The organism is Nocardioides immobilis, from assembly GCF_003515065.1.
In the GTDB taxonomy this organism is placed as follows: Bacteria; Actinomycetota; Actinomycetes; order Propionibacteriales; family Nocardioidaceae; genus Nocardioides; species Nocardioides immobilis.
On record NZ_QXGH01000018.1, the window covers coordinates 48,931 to 67,807 of the forward strand.

16 protein-coding genes are annotated in these 18,877 nt (G+C 68.4%); 3 read left to right on the plus strand and 13 right to left on the minus strand.

What is annotated here, in order from left to right; translation table 11 throughout:
* Positions 1-400: 400 nt before the first annotated feature.
* Together D0Z08_RS14855 and meaB are read right to left on the minus strand one after the other, a co-directional pair.
* Complete coding sequence (locus D0Z08_RS14855) at positions 401-2,749, minus strand: CaiB/BaiF CoA-transferase family protein (protein ID WP_220454187.1); 2,349 nt, start codon at positions 2,747-2,749, stop codon at positions 401-403.
* A 68-nt stretch (positions 2,750-2,817) separates the two neighbouring features.
* Positions 2,818-3,801: a methylmalonyl Co-A mutase-associated GTPase MeaB gene (gene meaB / locus D0Z08_RS14860; protein WP_245993977.1), complete on the minus strand. Its 984-nt coding sequence runs from the start codon at positions 3,799-3,801 to the stop codon at positions 2,818-2,820.
* Positions 3,802-3,969: 168 nt separating this feature from the next.
* On the opposite strand from meaB, the gene D0Z08_RS14865 reads away from it, so the two are divergent.
* Both D0Z08_RS14865 and D0Z08_RS14870 read left to right on the plus strand, forming a co-directional pair.
* Complete coding sequence (locus D0Z08_RS14865) at positions 3,970-5,217, plus strand: acyl-CoA dehydrogenase family protein (RefSeq protein WP_220454188.1); 1,248 nt, start codon at positions 3,970-3,972, stop codon at positions 5,215-5,217.
* A gap of 10 nt (positions 5,218-5,227) precedes the next feature.
* Positions 5,228-6,334, plus strand: a complete 1,107-nt coding sequence (locus D0Z08_RS14870; protein ID WP_118926037.1) for an acyl-CoA dehydrogenase family protein — start codon at positions 5,228-5,230, stop codon at positions 6,332-6,334.
* 131 nt (positions 6,335-6,465) lie between these two features.
* Here D0Z08_RS14870 and D0Z08_RS14875 read toward each other — a convergent pair whose 3' ends face one another.
* The 11 genes from D0Z08_RS14875 to D0Z08_RS14925 are packed head-to-tail and all read right to left on the minus strand — an operon-like array spanning position 6,466 to position 16,841.
* The gene (locus D0Z08_RS14875; protein ID WP_220454189.1) at positions 6,466-6,786 is read right to left on the minus strand and encodes an SDR family NAD(P)-dependent oxidoreductase; all 321 of its coding nucleotides are present in this window, start codon (positions 6,784-6,786) and stop codon (positions 6,466-6,468) included.
* 30 nt (positions 6,787-6,816) lie between these two features.
* Positions 6,817-8,487, minus strand: coding sequence for a methylmalonyl-CoA mutase family protein (locus D0Z08_RS14880; protein ID WP_118926038.1), 1,671 nt, complete (start codon positions 8,485-8,487; stop codon positions 6,817-6,819).
* Positions 8,488-8,499: 12 nt separating this feature from the next.
* Entirely contained in the window at positions 8,500-9,030 is a 531-nt protein-coding gene (locus tag D0Z08_RS14885) for a cobalamin B12-binding domain-containing protein (protein ID WP_342772355.1), read from the minus strand.
* The gene (locus D0Z08_RS14890) at positions 9,027-10,640 is read right to left on the minus strand and encodes a class I adenylate-forming enzyme family protein (protein WP_118926040.1); all 1,614 of its coding nucleotides are present in this window, start codon (positions 10,638-10,640) and stop codon (positions 9,027-9,029) included. Before D0Z08_RS14890 ends, D0Z08_RS14885 begins: the two co-directional genes overlap by 4 nt.
* On the minus strand, positions 10,640-11,515 hold the full coding sequence (locus tag D0Z08_RS14895; protein WP_118926041.1) for an LLM class F420-dependent oxidoreductase: 876 nt from the start codon (positions 11,513-11,515) through the stop codon (positions 10,640-10,642). Before D0Z08_RS14895 ends, D0Z08_RS14890 begins: the two co-directional genes overlap by 1 nt.
* Positions 11,516-11,560: 45 nt before the next feature.
* Entirely contained in the window at positions 11,561-12,028 is a 468-nt protein-coding gene (locus tag D0Z08_RS14900) for a Zn-ribbon domain-containing OB-fold protein (protein ID WP_220454191.1), read from the minus strand.
* Between the two features lie 2 nt (positions 12,029-12,030).
* Positions 12,031-13,185 carry a thiolase domain-containing protein gene (locus tag D0Z08_RS14905; protein WP_118926042.1) on the minus strand — a complete coding sequence of 385 codons (1,155 nt, stop codon included), beginning with the start codon at positions 13,183-13,185 and terminating at the stop codon, positions 12,031-12,033.
* A 15-nt stretch (positions 13,186-13,200) separates the two neighbouring features.
* Positions 13,201-13,962: an SDR family NAD(P)-dependent oxidoreductase gene (locus D0Z08_RS14910; RefSeq protein WP_118926043.1), complete on the minus strand. Its 762-nt coding sequence runs from the start codon at positions 13,960-13,962 to the stop codon at positions 13,201-13,203.
* Between the two features lie 33 nt (positions 13,963-13,995).
* A complete protein-coding gene (locus tag D0Z08_RS14915; protein ID WP_245993978.1) occupies positions 13,996-14,862 on the minus strand; it encodes a MaoC/PaaZ C-terminal domain-containing protein in 867 nt (288 codons plus the stop codon).
* A gap of 1 nt (position 14,863) precedes the next feature.
* Positions 14,864-15,655 carry an enoyl-CoA hydratase/isomerase family protein gene (locus D0Z08_RS14920; RefSeq protein ID WP_118926044.1) on the minus strand — a complete coding sequence of 264 codons (792 nt, stop codon included), beginning with the start codon at positions 15,653-15,655 and terminating at the stop codon, positions 14,864-14,866.
* A 31-nt stretch (positions 15,656-15,686) separates the two neighbouring features.
* Positions 15,687-16,841: an acyl-CoA dehydrogenase family protein gene (locus D0Z08_RS14925; RefSeq protein ID WP_220454192.1), complete on the minus strand. Its 1,155-nt coding sequence runs from the start codon at positions 16,839-16,841 to the stop codon at positions 15,687-15,689.
* Between the two features lie 106 nt (positions 16,842-16,947).
* Here D0Z08_RS14925 and D0Z08_RS14930 point away from each other — a divergent pair, with 106 nt between their 5' ends.
* Entirely contained in the window at positions 16,948-18,843 is a 1,896-nt protein-coding gene (locus D0Z08_RS14930) for a propionyl-CoA synthetase (protein WP_118926045.1), read from the plus strand.
* The last annotated feature ends 34 nt before the right edge of the window (positions 18,844-18,877 follow it).

An 18,877-nucleotide genomic window follows, 5' to 3' on the forward strand; every position in this document is an offset into this window, starting at 1 on the left:
GTGTTACTCGAGGAAGCGGCTCAGGCCGTGTGACCTGGGACACCCCTGTCGGCCATTATGTATACGCTTTGTCACAACATGCAAGGCAAATCTCAGATTTACCGGCGGGTGAGGCTCCACCCCAACCACTCGCGGCCCCGAGTCCCGCTCGTGTGTGACGTGAGCCTCACCGCCAGTCACCGATTATGTGTGATCTTTATAAAGAAAAGCAATGGGCAGCACGAGTTGTTGCCTATGACCCCGCCTCTGCCGCGGAAGCGAAGCGCGTCGTCGTCGAATACCCGGAGTCAAAGATCAAGGGACGTCCACGCTGGATCGTGGCTGCCGATCTCGGCGGACGGTCGAGGACGCGCGCGCCAAGGGGCGCCGCGCCGACCCGATCACGAAGGTGATCGACGTGTCAGATCAGGACGTCGTGGGCGTGGAGCTGCGCGATCTGCGCCGGCTCCATGCCCAGCAGGCCACTCAGGATGTCGTCGGTGTCCGCGCCTAGCATGGGCGCGGGCACGGCGCGACCGACGGGACGTCCGCCGTAGCGGAACGGTGCCACGAACAGGTCAGTCTTGCCGAGGTAGCGGTGCAGCACCTGGGTCTTGAACTCCCGCGACTTCACCCAGTCAGAGTCGGTCATCTCCTCGAAGGACGCCACCGGCGCGGCAGCGATACCCCGCTCGAGCAGCGCTGCGACGAGCACGTCACGGTCCTGACCAGCCGTCCAGCGAGCCATCTCGGTCTCGAGCTCCGCCCTCCCGGCGCACCGGCCCTCGGCCGTCTGCCACCTCTCGTCCCCGGCCCACGAGGCCACCCCGGCGGCCAGATCGGACAGGGCCGCCCATTGATCATCCGAACGCACCGCGAGGGCGATCCAACGATCATCCCCGGCGGCGGGGAAGTGCCCGTACGGCGCGAACAGGGGGTGCGTGTTCACCGGCACCTCGACGTCGCCGTCGATCTGGCTGGCGGCGATCGGCGCGGGCATCACGCACATCAGGGCCTCGATCTGCGACAGGTCGATCCAGCACCCGTGCCCCGTCCGCCGGCGACGGACCAGCGCGCCCAGCAGCGAGCACAGGGCGTGGCCCGCCGCGTTCGGGTCACCCAGCGCGGGCGACAGGCTGCCGACGATGTTGCCCTTGTCGTAGCCGATCAGCGACTCGAGCCCCGACATGGCCGCCATGATGCCGGCGTACCCCTTCATCGAATTCAACGGACCCTCCTGGCCCGCCATCGACATCGACAGCATCACCACAGCGGGGTTGCGGGCCGCGAACTCGTCGTAGGAGAGACCGAGCCGAGCCAGGACCCCGGGCCGCATGTTCTCCACGATGACGTCGCACTGCTCGACCAGGTCCAGCAGGATGGCGCGCGCCTCTGCGCGCTTCATGTCGAGGGTGATGCTGCGCTTGCCGTGGTTCATCTGATTGAAGTACGGCGTGGCCTCGTGCTCCGGCCCCTCGACTTCGACCCCGTTGCGACGGGCTCGACCCCGATGCCGGCCGGTGTCCATGTGACCGGAGTGCTCGACCTTCAGCACCTCGGCACCGAGGTCGCCGAGGACCGAGGTCGTCAGAGGTCCGGACCAGACCCAGGAGAGATCGAGGACACGGAGCCCGTCCAGCAACCGGGTCGGCTCGGCGTGCTCCCCCGAGACGGCCCACTGCCGCGGCGTCGCGGCCTCGGGCGTCTGGGACAGCTGCCAGGGAACGGTTGCCGAACGGAGGCCGGAGGCGTCGTGGTCGTAGAAGTCCCGGAACGCGAACTGCGGCTCGTCGATCGCCTCCCGAACGGAGAGGATGGGCGCAACGGCGAGCCCACTGGCCCGACCCAGCTTGACCAGCTCCTCAGCCGTGTGGCTGGCGATCCAGGGGATGAGGTGCTCGTCCGCCTCGTCGCTGTGCAGCCGGGCGACGACCCGAGGGTCGTCGAACTTCGGGTCGCGGCTCCACTCGGGGTTGCCCATGGCTGCGAGCAGGGCGTGCCACTCCTTCTGGTTCCGGCACATCAGCACGACGTGGCCGTCGGAGCTCGGGAAGATGCTGGCTGGATAGACGCCGGCCGAGCCGGGCGGGCGAGCACCGTCGCGGGTCCACGGCCGCTCATAGGGCAGGAAGTTCGCCGTGATCATCCCGACGTAGTACGCCAGGACGTCACGGCCCGCGACGTCGACGTGCCGCAGCTCCTTCTGCTCCGGATCCGCCAGCAGCGCGATGAGGCCCGCTGCCGTGCCGTAGAGAGCCAACTGGAAGTCGGCGAGATCGAACGGAAGGGCGAGCGGTGCCTTGTCGGCGTCGCCGATGGACCAGCTCATGGCCGCCCAGGCACCGGTCGTCAGGCTGTCGCTGGGGATGGGCTCCCCGTCGATCATGGCGCCAGCAAGGGACACCACCACCGGCGGCGACGACAGAGCGTCAGCGGCTGCTGCGACCTCGAGGCCCCACGCCACCCATTCCGGGTCGGCCCCGTCGGTCTCGAGAAGCACCAGGTCGACACCGGCGACGACATCTGCCGGATCTGGTCGGCCGGGAACCCGGGTCTTCCCTTCGTGCACCCAGGCGACCGCGTGCTCGGCAGCACTGGCGGGCGCCGCCAGCTCGATGGCGGGTCCGACTCGGTCGACCTGCGCCCCCATCGTCACCAGGAGACGGCCCGCGTAGGCGCCCGACAGGCGCGAGGAGATCTCGAGAACTTTGACTCCGCGCAGGAGCTCCTGCGACGGCACCGGCTGATTCAGCTGGGCATTGATTGACATGGCCACCTCTTTCCACCTGAAGTATGCCATAGTTTATGCCAACGGACCGACACCCAATTGCATCTCAATCAGCCCTGCATGAGCAGGAGAGCCGCCGCAGCCGGATCGAGGGATCCCTGGGCGATGTCACGAACCGCCCCCGTGAGGCGTCCGTCCTCACGCCAGGCCTGCAGCTTGGCTCGGACCATGCCGTGGGCGAACAGCTCCATCTCCCGCTCGAAGCGCTCGGCGCGCCGTTGGTCGAGCTCACCACTCGTTCGGAGATAGACCTGGTGAGCCTCCAGCGAGTCCAGCAGCGGGCCCACCCCCTCTCCGGTCGCGCCGCACGTGAGCAGGACGGGCGGGCGCCACTGTCCTGCACGGACGTCCCGATCCGCGCTGGCCAGCCGTAGATGCCGCCGAGCGGCCACCGCCCCTGGCTGGTCAGCCTTGTTGACGGCGAAGATGTCGACCAGCTCCACGATGCCAGCCTTGCTCGCCTGCACGTCGTCCCCCATCCCGGGCGCCGCGACCAGCACGGTGCTGTCGGCGATCGCGCAAACGTCGACCTCCGACTGACCGACCCCGACCGTCTCGATGATGACCGTCTCGAAGCCCGCCGCGTCGAGGGCGCGTACGGCGCTGGGCGTCGCGGCCGAGAGCCCACCGAGGGCACCACGACTCGACATCGACCGGATGAAGACGTCCCGATCGAGCTCGAACCCGCTCATGCGCACTCGATCACCCAGCAGCGCTCCGCCGGTACGGGGCGAGCTCGGGTCCACCGCCAGGACCCCCACGCTTCTGCCCCGCGCGCGCACCTCCTTCACCAACGCCGCGGTCAGCGTCGACTTGCCGACTCCCGGGGCTCCGGTGAGGGCGATCACGTGTGCGCGCAGTCCGCGACTGATCGTTGTCAGAATGGAGGCGCCGGCCCCGATCGGTGACTCCTCCAACGCCGTCAAGAGCCGGCCCAGTGTTCTGGCCGAGCGCGCGTCGCGCTCCCCCGCCAGCAGGCAGGCCGCCTCCGCCACGAGGCTGCTCAGGTCTCGCGGCTGCTGCGAGCTTCCCACTCTGACCTCCCACGAAGAATCGGCCACGGTTCCGCAGCCTCGGACCCGAGGAGCGCGAGGCGCAGGCCATGACGGCCTCCCTAAAGTATGCCATACTGTATGCGCGCCCTTGAGTTGCCCGCGCCACCCCGCGTAATCTCCCACCCGTCCCGGCCAAGGAGTCTCCCCGTGGATCTTTCGTATCCCGCCGACAGCGAGCGATACCGCGAGAAGGTCCGCGCCAAGCTTCAGGAGATCCTGCCTCAGGACTGGAAGGGGCTCGGCGCCCTCAGCGAATCCGAAGCCCACGAGTTCGCAACGTGGTGGCGGGGCGTTCTGCGCGACCACCGACTCCTGGCTCCGGACTGGCCGACTGAGTACGGCGGGCAGGGACTCACCCTGCTGGAGCGGTCCATCCTCGCCGAAGAGCTCATGAAGGTGGGAGCTCCCCAGTACCCGCTGCCCAACGACTCCATCAGCCTGGTCCTGCTCGCCCCCACCCTTTTGTATTTCGGGTCGTCCGAGCAGAAGGCGCGGTTCCTTCCCGGGACGCTGTCGGGCGAGTACGTGTGGGCCCAGGGCTACTCCGAGCCCGACGCCGGTTCCGACCTGTTCTCCCTGCGCACCAAGGCCGAGCGGGTCGGCGACAAGTGGCAGCTTACCGGCCAGAAGACCTGGCAGACAGCAGGCACGACGGCCAACTGGATCTTCGTGCTGGCTCGCACGGATCCGACGTCACGCGGGGCCAAGGGTCTCAGCTTCTTCCTGCTCCCCCTCGACCAACCGGGCATCACCGTGCGCGGCATCCGGAACATGGTGGGTCAGCTGGACTTCGCCGAGGTGTTCTTCGACAAGGCGGAGGCGCTCGACGCCCATCTCGTCGGAGGTGAGGGCAACGGCGCGAAAGTGGCGCTCGGTCTTCTCGGGTTCGAGCGCGGCGCTGGCGGCATGGCCGCGGTGGCGGCGGCTCGCATCGAGCTGGACCGACTGGTCCGGCTCGCTCGCGATCGCGGCCTGCACCGCGACGCCTCGATCCGGCGCCGCGTCGCCAGCAGCTACGCCGAGGTTCACGTCATGCGCTGCCTGGCGCTGCGCTCACTGGCGATGGGGCTCAACGACGAGCCCCCGGGCGCCGAGTCGTCGATCACGAAGATCCTCGCGTCCCAGCATCGCCAGCGCGTGAGCGAGCTTTCGGTCGATGTGCTCGGGCCAGATGCGGTGTCCTTTGACGGCCCCGTGGGGCATGAGCTCCAGAAGCCACAGCCGCTGGGGACCGACGCGCTCAGCTCGGGGGTGTGGATACAGGATGCCCTTCAGTCCCGCCCAGCCACCATCTACGGGGGCGCGCTGCAGATCCAGCGCAACACGATCGGTGAACGGGTCCTCGGTCTTCCCCGCGACCCGCGGCCCAGCCCGTCGAACAACACTCGCCCCTGAGGGAGATGACATGCGATTCGACCTATCGAGCGAGCAGCAGGCCCTGCGCGACGCCACGCGCGGACTGCTCGAACGCTGTGCGTCCAGTCACCGGGCTGCCATGGTCGACGGCGACAACTCGTTCGACGCCGAGTGCTGGCGACGCGCATCAGACGAGCTGGGGCTTCCCGGCGTAGCCGTGCCCGAGGAGCACGATGGGGCGGGCGGCAGCGTCGTGGACGCCGCGGTTGTGCTGGAGGAGGCGGGGCGCACGCTCAGCGTGCTGCCTTTGTGGACCTCCATCGGCGCCGGCCGGATCCTCGGCAGCCTTGCCGCACCGGACCTCGGCGCCGAGTTGCTCGCGCAGGTCGCGGCCGGCACGGCGATCCCGGGATGGATCGGCCTGCACTCCGCCCGGACTGTTGAAGCTGCCGCCTCCGCGAGTGACGGACACGTGGTGAACGGCCGAACCACGCACGTCGTCGGGGGCGACTGGATGACTCAGGTGCTGGTCATCGCGAAGACCGCCGACGGGTTGGGCCTCTTCCTGGTGCCGACGGACACCGCCGGCGTGACCGTCACGGCCGAGCGTGCCGTCGACCTGACCCGGCAGCTCGTCTCCATGTCGTTCGCAGACGCGCCGGCCACCCTCCTGTCGCCGGGTCCGATCGAGACCGCGTCGCTGGTCAGGGTCCGGGCGGAGATCGCGACCCTGCTCGCTGCTGAGCAGGTCGGCACGGCGCAGGGGGCCCTCGACATGGCGGTCGCCTACGCCAAGACGCGGCAGCAGTTCGGTCGTGCCATCGGATCCTTCCAGTCCCTCAAGCATCTTCTGGCCGACGCCTACGTCGATGTGGAGACGGCCCGTGACACCACGAGGTACGCCGCATGGACGCTGAGCGTCGACCGCGAGGACCCCGCCCTCATGGCGCTCGTCACCCGGGCGGGTGTCACACCGCGAGCACAACGCGTGTGCGCGACCGCTCTGCAGGTGTTCGGAGGCATCGGCTACACGTGGGAGCACGATGCGCATCTCTACTACCGGCGCGCCCTCAGCGCCGCCCATCTGCTGACCGAGGTGAACCATGACCTCGACGGGATCGCCGACACGATCGGCCTCGCTGACGAGCTGCCCTGACTGACGTTGCTGCCGCAAGGTCCATGACAGCGTTTTCCGAAACGATCACCACGTCTGGGCGCTGGCGCGGAGAAGGATCTCGTTGATCGCAACCCGACGATCCCGAGTCACCATGTAGGCGACCGCATCGGCTAGGTCCTCCGGCCGCAGTTTCTCGATCTCCGCACGGCTCGAACGAGCTCCTCCAGGCATGTGCTGGGTGATCTCGGTGTCAACAGCTCCGGGCTCGACGACCCCACCCGCACGCGCTTGCCGAGCATGTCCTGCTGCAGCGACTCCGAGAACGCGTTGATGCCGAACTCGGCCAGGCTGTAGAAGGCTGACCCAGGACGAGCGACCCGTCCGGCCGTGGAGCTGATGGCCACCAGGTCGGCGACCCCGCGGTCCGACTGCGCCGCCGCGATGGTCAGGTGTGGCAGTGCTGCCGACGTGACGTGAATCAGCCGGTCCACTGTGCCCGGTGCCAGTCCACCGACGGTTGTTCAGGACAGGGTGAAGGGTGCCTCGACGGCCCCGAACGGGTCGTACTGCATCCCGCAGGCCAACCGCTGGGCGCCAGAGATCTCGGCTGACGTCGCGCCGGCCAGGTAGGCATCGGCCATGGCATCCTGGGTGTTCCGGTCGCCACGGACCGAGTCGAAGACCATTTGCATGGCTGCCTTCACCGTCTCCGGATCGCGGGCGTCCCGTTCCTGGACGAAGCGTCGGATGTGGTCGTCGACGCGCGCCTGGTTGACCTTGAAGCGCGGCGGGCGATCGTCTTCCTCGTTGGGCCGGAAGGCGTTCACCCCGACGATGAGGCGCTCGCCGGTCCGCAGCTCCTCCTCGCGTCGATAGTTCTCGTCATCCATCAGGCCTTCGAGCCAGCCGTCCTCGACGCCCTTGAGGAACCCGTGATCCTCGATGGTCTCGAGCAACTTGTACGCACGCTCCTCGACCTGGTCGGTCAACGACTCGACGTAGTAGCTGCCCCCCAGCGGGTCAGCGGTACGGGCAGCGCCCACCTCGTGCGCAAGGATCAGCTGGGTGAAGGTGGCCAGCTCGCGTGCCTCGGGGGTCGGGATCGAGATCGGCTCGTCGTAGGTGCAGGTTTCCACTGACTGGACTCCACCGAGGATCGCCGCGAGCGTCTGGATGGCAGCACGAGTGACGTTGTTCATCGCTCGCTGGTAGACGAGCGAGCGGCCGGAGGTGTGGCACGCGATGCGGAGTCGCATGCTGCGCGTGCTCTGCGCACCGAACTCCTCGCGCATCATCTTGGCCCACATCCGGCGCAGCGCACGGAACTTGGCGACCTCCTCGAAAAGGTCGATGTCGGCCGTCGAGACCCACGCCAGGTGAGGCGCCACGTCGTCGATGTCGACACCTCGACTGAGCACGTCGCCGAACGTGCTGCGGGCGATCGCCATGCCGATGGCGATCTCCATGGCCGGCGTGCAGCCTCGCTCACGCAGGTTGTAGGCCTGCGGGATGCCGGCCGCCCACCGCGGTGTGTTCAGGGTCGCGAACTCGAGGGTGTCCGCGGCCAGGCGCTGCCCGAACTCGGCGTTGAAGAACTTCTTCCCGCCGCCGTCCATGTTGATGCGCAGGTAGTCGGGCATGTGCGAGCCGTGCACCTCGGCCAGCGGCAGGCCGTGGCGCCGGGCGTGGGCGATGACCATCGGGTAGATCATGTAGGTGATGTGCCAGGCAACGTCGGTCTTGGTGACGTCGACGTCGCGGAGAAGACGGTCGAGGTCGTTGAGCGAGGAGACCGAGGCGCCCTCCAGCCCCACGTCCTCGCGCAGCACAGGATGGTCCGGGTCGAGACCCTGCGTCGACACCACGTCGAACACGATGTCGACTGCGGCCGAACCACTACGGACGGATGCCGCCACGGCGTCGGCCGTGTCCTCGGGGCTTCCGTAGCCGACGATGTTGCGCAGCGTCCACATGCGGCTGCGGTACATCTCGGGGAACGAGCCGCGGGTGAACGGGAACTCTCCGGGATCGCCCAGCTTCGCGTCGTACTCGTCGGTCCGCTCCCGGGGCCCGTAGAAGGCGTCGGTCTCGATGCCGGACATGGTCTTGGTGCGCGACAAGCGGACCGACACCTCCTCCACGTCGTCCTGGAGGGAGATCTTCACTGCTGCCTTGTCCGGCTGAACGGTCATGTCGCACCTCGCCTAGGCGTTGGATGTTTCGAAGGTCCCGCGACGACGCTCGATCAAGCGGTCGATCGCCTCGAGGATGTCTTCGGGGGAGGACGTCGGCCCGAAGGCCTCGGCCACACCCAACCGGTTGAGCTCGGGCACGTCCTCGCTGTGGATCAGGCCCCCGAGCACCACGGCGATGTCTGCTCCCCCGGCCTCGTCCAGCGCTCCGACGATCTCAGCGGCCCGTGCCAGGTAGTTGCCGTTGCTGAAGCTTACTCCCACGAAGTCGGCGTCCTCATGCACAGCGACGGCCGCGAGCTGTTGAGAAGTGTTGTGCTCGCCGATGTAGACGACCTCGAGACCGTGGTCTCGGAAGATCCTCGCGATGGTCCTGATGCCCTTGTTGTGCTTGTCCGAGCCCACCATGCCCAGAACACAACGTCCTTGACCAGTCGTCATGCTCTTCTTCGTCTCCTGACTATGACGGGGGCGCCGAGAACTGATGCTAGCACGGAGCATGCACATTTGCATGCACAGAGGCCTGCCGGTATCACCCGTCATCCCAGCGGCTCGGCGAGCACCCTCTCCACGAGCGTCACGCGCGAGAGCTTTCCGGTGTCCGCCACGGGCCAGCCGTCCGGGCGCACCTCCACGAACCGCTTGGGAATCTTGTAGCCGGCGAGCCTGCCGCGGCAGGCGTCCTTGAGCCATGCCTCGGCGAACGGCCGGGATCCCGGCACGAGCTCGACGAACGCCACGACGGTCTCGCCCCACTCCGCGCTGGGAACACCGACGACCGCGGCGGTGGCGACCTCCGGGATCTCCTGGGCCAGGAAGGTCTCCACCTCGGTCGCCGAGACGTTCTCACCGCCGCTCTTGATCATCGACGAGTACCGCCCCAGATAGACCAGGCGGCCTTCTTCGTCGATCTTGCCGATGTCGCCGGTGTGGAAGTAGTCATCGTGGTCGGTGGCCACGTCATCCGGCGCCCCATCGACGTTGTAGTACCCGCGGAAGAGGTTCCATCCTTTGAAGCAGATCTCTCCCTCCTCTCCGGCACTGACCGGCTGACCGGAGCTGTCGCAGATCCTCACGGTGATTCCCGGCAAGGGCCTGCCGTGCGCCAGCGTCTCGTCCTCCGGCGACGACAAAGAGACCATGTTGCCGCCCTCGCTCAGCGCGTACATGGTGACGACGTTGATCCCGCGGCTGCGGAGCGCGTCGAAGACCTCCACGGCGGGCGAGGCCGCCACACTGTGAAACGGCAGTTCCTGATCCAGACCGGCAATCGCGTCGAAGAGCTTCACCAGCACCGGGTCGAACCCGGTCACCACGGTGCACCGCTGATCAACCGCGACAGCCGCGATCGTGGGGATGTCGACCCGCGGGAAGACGTGTTGGGTCGCTCCCGTCTGGTTCGCGACGAGCATCTGCACGATGCCGCCGGCGTGGAAGTAGGGCCCGAGACTGAGGAACCTGTCGGAGTCTCCCACCCCGAGGCTCCTGGCGAAGTAGTGCGCCGTCCCGAGGATTCCGTCCTGCCGAAGGATGACCGCCTTCGGCGCCGAGGAGGAGCCCGACGTGAACAGGAACAACGATTCCTGCCGTGTGGACGGGACGACCTGCACCGGCTCGCGGCGTTCTGCTCTCCCACTCGAGTCGCTCGCCCGGAGGTCGGCGTGGGCAGAGCCGTCGATGACCCGCCGGAGGCGGTCCAGACGTCCGTCCCCGACCAAGCCGTCGGTGGGCAGACCGAGGTGGGTCACGATCGATCGCCAGTCGGTCGCGTCCGTCGACGTATCGATGATCAGCACCTCGGCGTCGGTGTCGCGCAGTGCTCGCTCGACCTCCTGCCCGGTCCACATCGCATTGAGCGGAATCGCGACCGCTCCGACCATCCAGAGGGCATGGAGCAAGACCGTGTAGTCGGCCCCCTTCGTCATGCGGATCGCGACATGAGTCCCGTCGCCCACGCCCATGGCCGCCAGTGCGGCACCCACCCGATCACGCGTCGACCGGAGCTCGGCGAACGTAAGCGACCGGTCCCCGTCGACCAGAGCGGTGGCGTCCGGGCGCTCGGCCGCGACCCAATCGAGCATCTGCGCGACGGTCACCTCGTCCCACGGGTTGAGGCGCCGTCCGGTGCGCGACGCCTCCGAGCTGCGCAGCATCAGACCTCCCAGGCGTAGCGAGTACCGACGCCGGCGGGCTCGACCCCGTGGGCCTCGGGGGAGTTCAGCTCGAGCCGACGCTTGATCCCATCGATGTCCAGCGCCTCTGCCGAGACGACGAGCTCGGTGACACCGGCTTGCTCGTACTCCTTGATCAGCGCCCCATCGAGTCTCGCTCGAGGCGTCATGAAGATCTCGAACATCCGGGGATCACGGTCCTCGGCCTCCAAACGCGTGGTGATGCGGTCGACGACCTCCCGCGTGTCATCCGGCGTCAGCCCGAACCCGTACCAACCCGAGCCATACTTCGCGGCGTCGTCGAGTCCGGCATCGGCATACCCCCCCATGATGAGCGGCGGCCCGCCCGGGGTCGATGGTTTGGGGTGGGCGTCGACGCCTGAGAAGGAGACGAACTCGCCGTCGAACACGGGCGAATCCTCGGTCCAGAGCGCACGCATGGCGCCGACACACTCACGGAAGCGCGCCCGCTTCTGCGTCGCGGGCAGACCCAGCACCTCGAACTCGAGGTCCAGGTAGCCGAGGCCCAGCCCCATCATGAAACGTCCTCCACTCAGCACGTCGAGGGTCGCGGCCTGCTTGGCCAGACGGACCGGCTGGTGCTGTGTTGCCACCACGACTCCCGTGGACAGGCGGATGTGTTGCGTTCCAGCGGCGAGATACGCCAGCTGGATCATCGGATCGGCCATGGGCCAGTCAGGATCGAGCGGCGGCTTCTCCCGGCGGGGTTTGGGCAGGACGACGTGCTCGCCCGCCCAGATCGATGCGTAGCCCAGGGACTCCGCGAACCGGGCCACGTCGACCGCCTGAGGGGAAGCCATCCCGCCGACGTTCCCACCGAAGTAGCCCAGTCTCATGCGTGCTCAACCCCATCCATGGCCCATGACCTCAACGGTGCGTACTTAATTCCCATGCTGTGCTCCTGCAAGTGGCGTGCCGGTGCGTGCGTCGTCGGTGATGAAGCGAAGAATCGAGCCGCCCGCAGCTCGATGGTCGAAGACGGCGCTCACCGGCTGACCGATGCACAGGTGCTCGTCGTCACCGGTCACAACATTGGTCAGGATCCGGGGACCGTCCTCGAGCTCCACGACGGCCAGTACGTACGGGCTGGAGTCCTTGAACACTCCCTCACCCTTCATCACCGTGGTCCAGCTGTAGATGGTGGCCCGTCCCCCTGTCTCGATCCACTCGACTACTGCCCGGGGATGGGTCGAGCAGAACGGCCGTGGCATCCAGGGCGTTGCGCCGCAGACGCTGCAACGTGCCAGGACCAACCTGCCCTCGCGGGCAGCACTCCAGTACGGCTCGAGCTCGGGCTCTGCCGTGACCTCCACGATCGGGAACCGCTCCATCGCCTGCTCGACACCCATGTTCATCCGTCCTCGTTGCTCAGGATCATGGTCGCGCTGCCCATCCGGGTGGCGAGCCAGCCGCCGGTCCCGTGCACCAGCGCCAGCTCGCAGTCCGCGACCTGGACCGCCGGATGCGCCTCACCTCGCAGTTGCCGCACCGCCTCGATCGTCCGCGTCATGCCCCCACGATTCGCCGGGTGGTTGTTGCAGAGCGATCCGCCGTCGGTGTTGAAGGGCAGAGCCCCGAAGGGCGCGTGGAGGGCACCGTCCATGACGAAGCGGCCCCCCTCCCCCTTCGCGCAGAACCCGAGGTCCTCGAGCGTCTGGATCACCGTGATGGTGAACGAGTCGTAGATCGAGACGACGTCGATGTCGGCAGGGGTCACGCCTGCCTCCGCGAACGCGGCCGGTCCGGACCAGACAGCTCCCGTGTAGGTCAGGTCGAGCGCCCCACCTGCGGTGTGCTTGATCGCTTCGCCGGCCCCCATGATCTTGGCGCCGCTGCGGTCCAACCGGCGGTAGACCTCCGGGCTTACGACGACCAGAGCGCCACCGCCGTCGGTCACCACGCAACAGTCGAGGCGGTGCAGCGGGTCGGCGATGAGCGGCGACTCGACCACCTCCTCGATCGTGACCTCGCGCTGGAGGAAGGCGAACTCGTTGTGGACCGCGTGCTTGGAGGCCGCGACCTTGACCGCGGCCAGCTGTTCGGAGGTGGTGCCGAACTCGTACATGTGGCGGCGGGCCGCCAAGGCGTAGGAGGCCGGGTTCGAGTGGCCGTACGGGGCTTCGAAGGGCGTCGTCGGCGCAGTCGCGGGCACGGCTCGCCGAGCGCCGGACCGGGGGCGTCCGCCCATCGTGACGAGGGCGACCGAGCACTTGCCCGCGGCGATCGCCTGGGCCGCGTGGGCGACCTCGGACACGTAGCTCGACCCGCCGATGTCGGTCGTGTCGATGTAGCGCACCGAGAGGCCGAGGTAGTCGGCCATGGCGGTCACGCCGCCGGGCGCCTCCCCCGACACGAGGTAGCCGTCGACGTCGGAGACCGAGAGCCCGGCGTCGGCGAGAGCGCCGAACGCACACTCGGCGTGGATCTGGGAGGCGGAAATGTCGGGCAGCACCCGACCGGGGTGCTCGAACGCCCCCACGATGTAGGCAGCACCCTTGATGCTCATGAGCGTGCCGCCCGCTCAGGCACGCGGGCCGCCGGCGACGTAGACGACCTGCCCGTTCACGAAGGACGCGTCGTCCGAGCACAGCAGCGAGACGACGCCGGCGATGTCGCTCGGCATGGCGACCCTGCGCATCGGGTTGGCGTCGATGATGCCCTGCTTGTACTTCTCGTAGTCCAGACCCCTGCGCTCTGCGGTGGAGCGGATCATCGGCGTCTCGACGAAGCCGGGGGCGATCGAGTTCACGTTGATGTTGAACCGGCCCAGCTCGAGGGCGTGGGTCTTCGTGATGGCCTGGATCCCGGCCTTCGCCGCGGAGTAGTTGGACTGACCGACCTTGCCCAGCGCCGCGACGCTGCTGACGTTGACCACCTTGCCCCAGTTGGCCTTCACCATGTGCGCCTGCGCAGCCTTGGTGAACAGGAACGTGCCCTTGAGGTGCGTGTCCAGGACGGTGTCCCAGTCTTCCTCGGTCATCTTGAACAGCATGTTGTCGCGCAGGACGCCTGCGTTGTTGACGAGGACGCCCACAGGTCCCAGCTCGGCCGCAGCCCTCTCGACCGCCTGGGCGACGTCGATGGCGTTGCCCACGTCGCACCGGACTGCGATCGCGGAGCCGCCTCGCTGCCGGATGACGTCGGCGACCTCCTCGGCTCCCTCCAGATTGAGGTCGACGACGGCGACGGCCGCGCCATCAGCGGCGAGCCGCTCGGCCACTGCCGCGCCGATGCCCTGGGCCGCGCCCGTCACGATCGCCACGCGACCTGAGAGATCCGTCATCTTCGTCCGTCCTTCGTCGTGCCTGTCGTCATGTCAGCTGCTGATGCGGAGACGTCCTCGATCGAGCAGGACCCCTCCCCCGGGCCCCGACACCCGGAACGAGTGGCCGTCCTCGTCGTCCCACACCTCGACCACCACGGCATCACCGGGGTAGACCGGCTTGCTGAAGCGAGCGTCGATCGACCGGAACCGCCCTGGGTCGCTGTCGGCCACATCCTTCAGCAGCGCCCGCGCGACCATGCCGTACGTGCACAGGCCATGCAGTACTGGCCGGTCGAACCCGGCGCGGCGTGCGTAGTCCGGATCGCTGTGCAACGGGTTGCGATCTCCCGTCAGCCGGTAGAGCAGCGCCTGGCCCGGCCAAGATGCGAAGTCGATCGTGCGGTCCGCCGGCCGGTCGGCCGCCGGCCACGGATCGGACGGTGCCGAGTCCCCGCCGAAGCCGCCAGCTCCTCGCACGAAGTACCCGAGCCGACTCGTCCAGAGGGTCGCGCCGGTGTCGGGCTCGACGACGTCGATCGAGATGCGCACCAGGGCGCCACTGCGCTTGTCGTGGATGCCGTCGAGCCGCGCCGTCGCGATGCCACGGCCGGAGGTGGGCAATGGCCGCTGCACGGTCAACGACTGCTCGGCGTGGACGAGCGCGGAGCGCTCGAACGTCCCGAGCTGCAGGCGGCGCGTGACCCCTTGCTGGCTCGGCCACAGGGCGAACGTCGGGAGGACCTGCTGCGGCGTAGGGGACGCGGCGTCGTCGATCGTGAGGTGCAGCTCGGAGAGCGGGTCGTCGTGACCGGCGCCGACGGCCAAGGCGTAGAGCGCTGCCTCGCCGGGGGTCCACGTGACCTCGTACGGCTCCGAGCGGGAACCGACGGCGTCGAGGTTCATGACCGAGGCGGTCACCTCAGCGCCCCTCGTAGACGCCCACGCGCTTCTGCTGGAACGCGTCGATCGCCTCGATCAGGTCGTCCGAGTGCAGCGTCTCGAGCTCGTACTGCCCGGAGAGCTCCAGGACCTCGGCGATCCGGATGCGCTGCGCCACGTTGAAGGACTTCTTCGTGCCCTGGACCGCCAACGGCGGGAGCGCGGCGATGGAGTCCGCGATCCTCTCGGCGGCAGGCAGCACCTCGTCCGGGGTGTCCACGAGGTCGGAGATGACCCCGAGCCGGTGCGCCTCCTCGGCTGGCAGGGGGTCGCCGGTCAGCAGGTGTCGCTTGGCCTTGACCAGGCCCATGTTGGCCGGCCAGACCACGACGCCGCCGTCACCGGCGACCAGTCCGACCTTGACGTGCGAGTCGGCCAGCAGCGCCCCCCGGCTCGCCACCACGATGTCGCACGACAGCACGACGGTCGAGCCGACGCCGAAGGCGTGGCCGTGCATCGCTGCGACGAGGGGGACCCGGACGTCGTTCAACGTCTCGACCAGCCGCCGGGCGTCCTCCGTGCCCCGCTGCACGGCCGCTCGGTCCCCATGCTTGCGGCGCATCATGTCGAAGTCGCCGCCGGCCGAGAAGACCTGGCCCTCGGCGGCGAGCACGATGGATCGGGTCTGCGAGTCCCTGCCGACCTCGACCAGGGCCGTGATGAGCTCCGCACGGGATTCGTCGTCCATGCGGTTCATCAGGTCCGCACGGGTGAACGTCAGGGTGACGCGCCCGTTGCCGGCGGCGTCGATCCTCAGTGTCCGGTAGTCCATCGATGGCTCCTCGTCGCTAGGAAGTTGCCGGTCATCGCCGCTGGTCGAACTTGCGACCCAGCACCTCGGACACGATCCTGATGCGCTGCATCGTCGGCGTGCCCCCCGCTACCGCCCAGCCGTGGGCGTCGCGGTGTAGGCGCTCGATGCCGTACTCCTCGGTCAGGCCGTTGCCGCCGTGAAGCTGCATCGCCAGGTCGGTCACCTTCTTGGCCATCTCATTGGCGGTGCACTTGGCGAGGGAGACCGCCAGGGAGTCAGGCAGACCTTCGTCAGCGGTCGCAGCGGCGCGGTCACGCAGGAGTCGTGCCGCCTCGACCTGGAGGACCATGTCAGCCAGCATGACCTGGATGCTCTGGAACTCGATCAGCTGCTTCCCGAACTGCTCGCGCTCCTGGACGTACTGGATCGTGCGGTCCAGCGCCTCCTGGCCGATCGCCAGCGACATCGTAGTGTTGCCGAGTCGCTCGATGGAGAAGACGCCGAAGAGCTTGCCGAAGTCGCCGGCAGGCACCACCAGGTCGTCGTCGGGCACGAACACGTCCTCGAAGATGATGTCGGCCGAGGGGATCGCGCGGAAGCCGATCAGCCGCTCGGCGGCCCCGAAGCTGATGCCGTCGACCTCTCGACCCACGACGACGGCGCCGATCCCCTTCGCGCCCGGCGCGTCGCTGAGCCGGCAGTACACCAGGTACTGGTCGGCCTCTCCGCCGTTGGAGATCCACCGCTTCGTCCCGTTGAGGACATAGCCGCCGTCGACGCGCTTGGCGCTGGTCCGCATGTCGGTGGCCGCTGATCCGGCGTCGGGCTCGGAGATGGCGACAGCCATCGTCGTGTCCCCCGAGATGATCGAGGGCAGCCACCGCTCGCGCTGGTCCGCGGTGGCGAGGTGGCGGATGACCTGGGCCGGGCCGGTGTTGGCCTCAAAGATCTGGAACGCGGCCGGCCGGCACACCTTGCCGAACTCCTCGATCACGGCGAGCGCGTGGGCGAGCGGTGCTCCGGAGCCGCCGTAGTCCCCGTCGTGGGCGATGCCGAGCAGGCCGAGGTCTCCGAGCTGCTTGCGCTGCTCGCGGGACACCGGGATCCGGTCGCGGTCCATCGTCTCAGCGAGCGGCCCGTAGACCTCCCGGGCGACCTGGGCCGCCATCTGTCGGATCTCGACGTGGCTCTCCGCAACGGACACGGTGCTGACCTCTCGCTGGCTCTTCAGCTACGCGCACTGCGCAACTCTCTCGCATGCAGTATGGCATACTATTCTTCGGAGTGCTCAACCAGCCTGAGGAGTTCCCGTGAGCTTGTACGACGACACGTACCGACGCAGCATCGAGGACCCGGCCGGGTTCTGGGGCGATCAAGCGCACCTGGTCGACTGGATCGCGCCGCCTGGGCAGGTCCTGGACGCTGAGCGCGCTCCGATCTACCGCTGGTTCCCCGGCGCGACGCTCAACACCTGTCACAACGCGCTCGACCGGCACGTCGCAGCGGGACGGGGCGACCAGACGGCGCTGATCTACGACAGTCCCGTCACCGGCTCCCAGCGTCACCTCACCTACGCGCAGCTGACCGACCAGGTCGCCGTCTTCGCCGGCGCGCTGCGCGCGCTGGGGGTCGACAAGGGGGACCGGGTCGTCATCTACATGCCGATGGTGCCCGAGGCGGTCATCGCCATGCTGGCCTGCGCCCGGCTCGGCGCCATCCACTCGGTAGTCTTCGGCGGTTTCGCCGCCGCGGAGCTGGCTGTCCGGATCGACGACGCCCAGCCCACGGTGATCGTCTCGGCGTCGTGCGGCATCGAGCCGTCTCGCGTGGTGGAGTACAAGCCCTTGCTGGATGCCGCTCTGGAGCAGGCAGTCCATCGTCCCACCGCCTGCGTGATCCTGCAGCGTCCGCAGCTTCGGGCCGAGCTGGTCGAGAGCCGTGACATCGACTGGGACGCGGCCGTGAGCCTGGGTCGCGACCTTCCCGCAGAGTGCGCCGAGGTCGCCGCCACCGATCCCCTCTACGTGCTCTACACGTCGGGCACGACCGGCAAGCCGAAAGGCATCGTCCGCGACAACGGCGGCCATGCCGTCGCGATGGCCTGGTCCATGTCGGCCGTCTACGACATCCAAGCCGGCGACGTCTGGTGGGCCGCGTCTGACGTCGGCTGGGTCGTCGGCCACTCCTACATCGTCTACGCGCCGCTGATCGCCGGGGCGACGACCGTGCTGTACGAGGGCAAGCCCGTCGGCACGCCCGATGCGGGCGCGTTCTGGCGGGTCATCGCCGAGCACCGGGTGAAGGCGCTGTTCACCGCCCCTACCGCCATCCGAGCGATCAAGAAGGTCGATCCGGCCGGCTCGCTCACGAAGGACCACGATCTCTCCTCCCTCCGCACCCTCTTCCTGGCCGGAGAGCGCCTGGATCCCGACACCTACGAGTGGTCGGCTCGGACGCTCGGCGTGCCCGTCGTCGACAACTGGTGGCAGACCGAGACCGGGTGGCCCATCGCGGCCAACCTGCGCGGGCTCGATCCGATGCCGATCAAGCCCGGATCGCCCAGCGCGGCCGTGCCCGGCTACGACGTCCGCATCCTGGGCCCCGACGGCCGCGAGGTGCCGGTCGGTGAGGAAGGGTCGATCTGCATCAGGCTGCCGTTGCCGCCCGGCTCCTTCCCGACGCTGTGGCGTGACGAGGAGCGGTACGTCGCGTCGTACCTGACGGCGCACGACGGCTACTACCTCTCCGGTGACGGCGGGCACCTCGACGAGGACGGCTACCTCTACGTCATGGGCCGGACCGACGATGTCATCAACGTCGCAGGACACCGTCTCTCGACCGGCTCGATCGAGGCCGTCGTCTCTGCGCACCAAGCCGTGGCGGAGTGCGCCGTCATCGGCGTGGTCGACGATCTCAAGGGTCAGGTCGCCATGGGATTCGTGGTGCTGAAGGCCGGGGCCGGGTCTGACACCGACGCGATCAAGCAGGAGATCGTCGCCAAGGTCCGTGCCGAGATCGGACCGGTGGCCGCCTTCAGGGACGTCGTCGTCGTCGACGCGCTCCCCAAGACTCGGTCCGGCAAGATCCTGCGCAAGACCATGCGTCAGATCGTCGATGGCGACGACGTGGCCATGCCGTCGACGATCGACGACCCCGGGGCCCTCGACACGGTGCGGGTCGCGTTGGCCCGCGACCCGGTGCGCTGACCGGGATCCGGCGTCCCGCGAGGGGCGCCGGCCG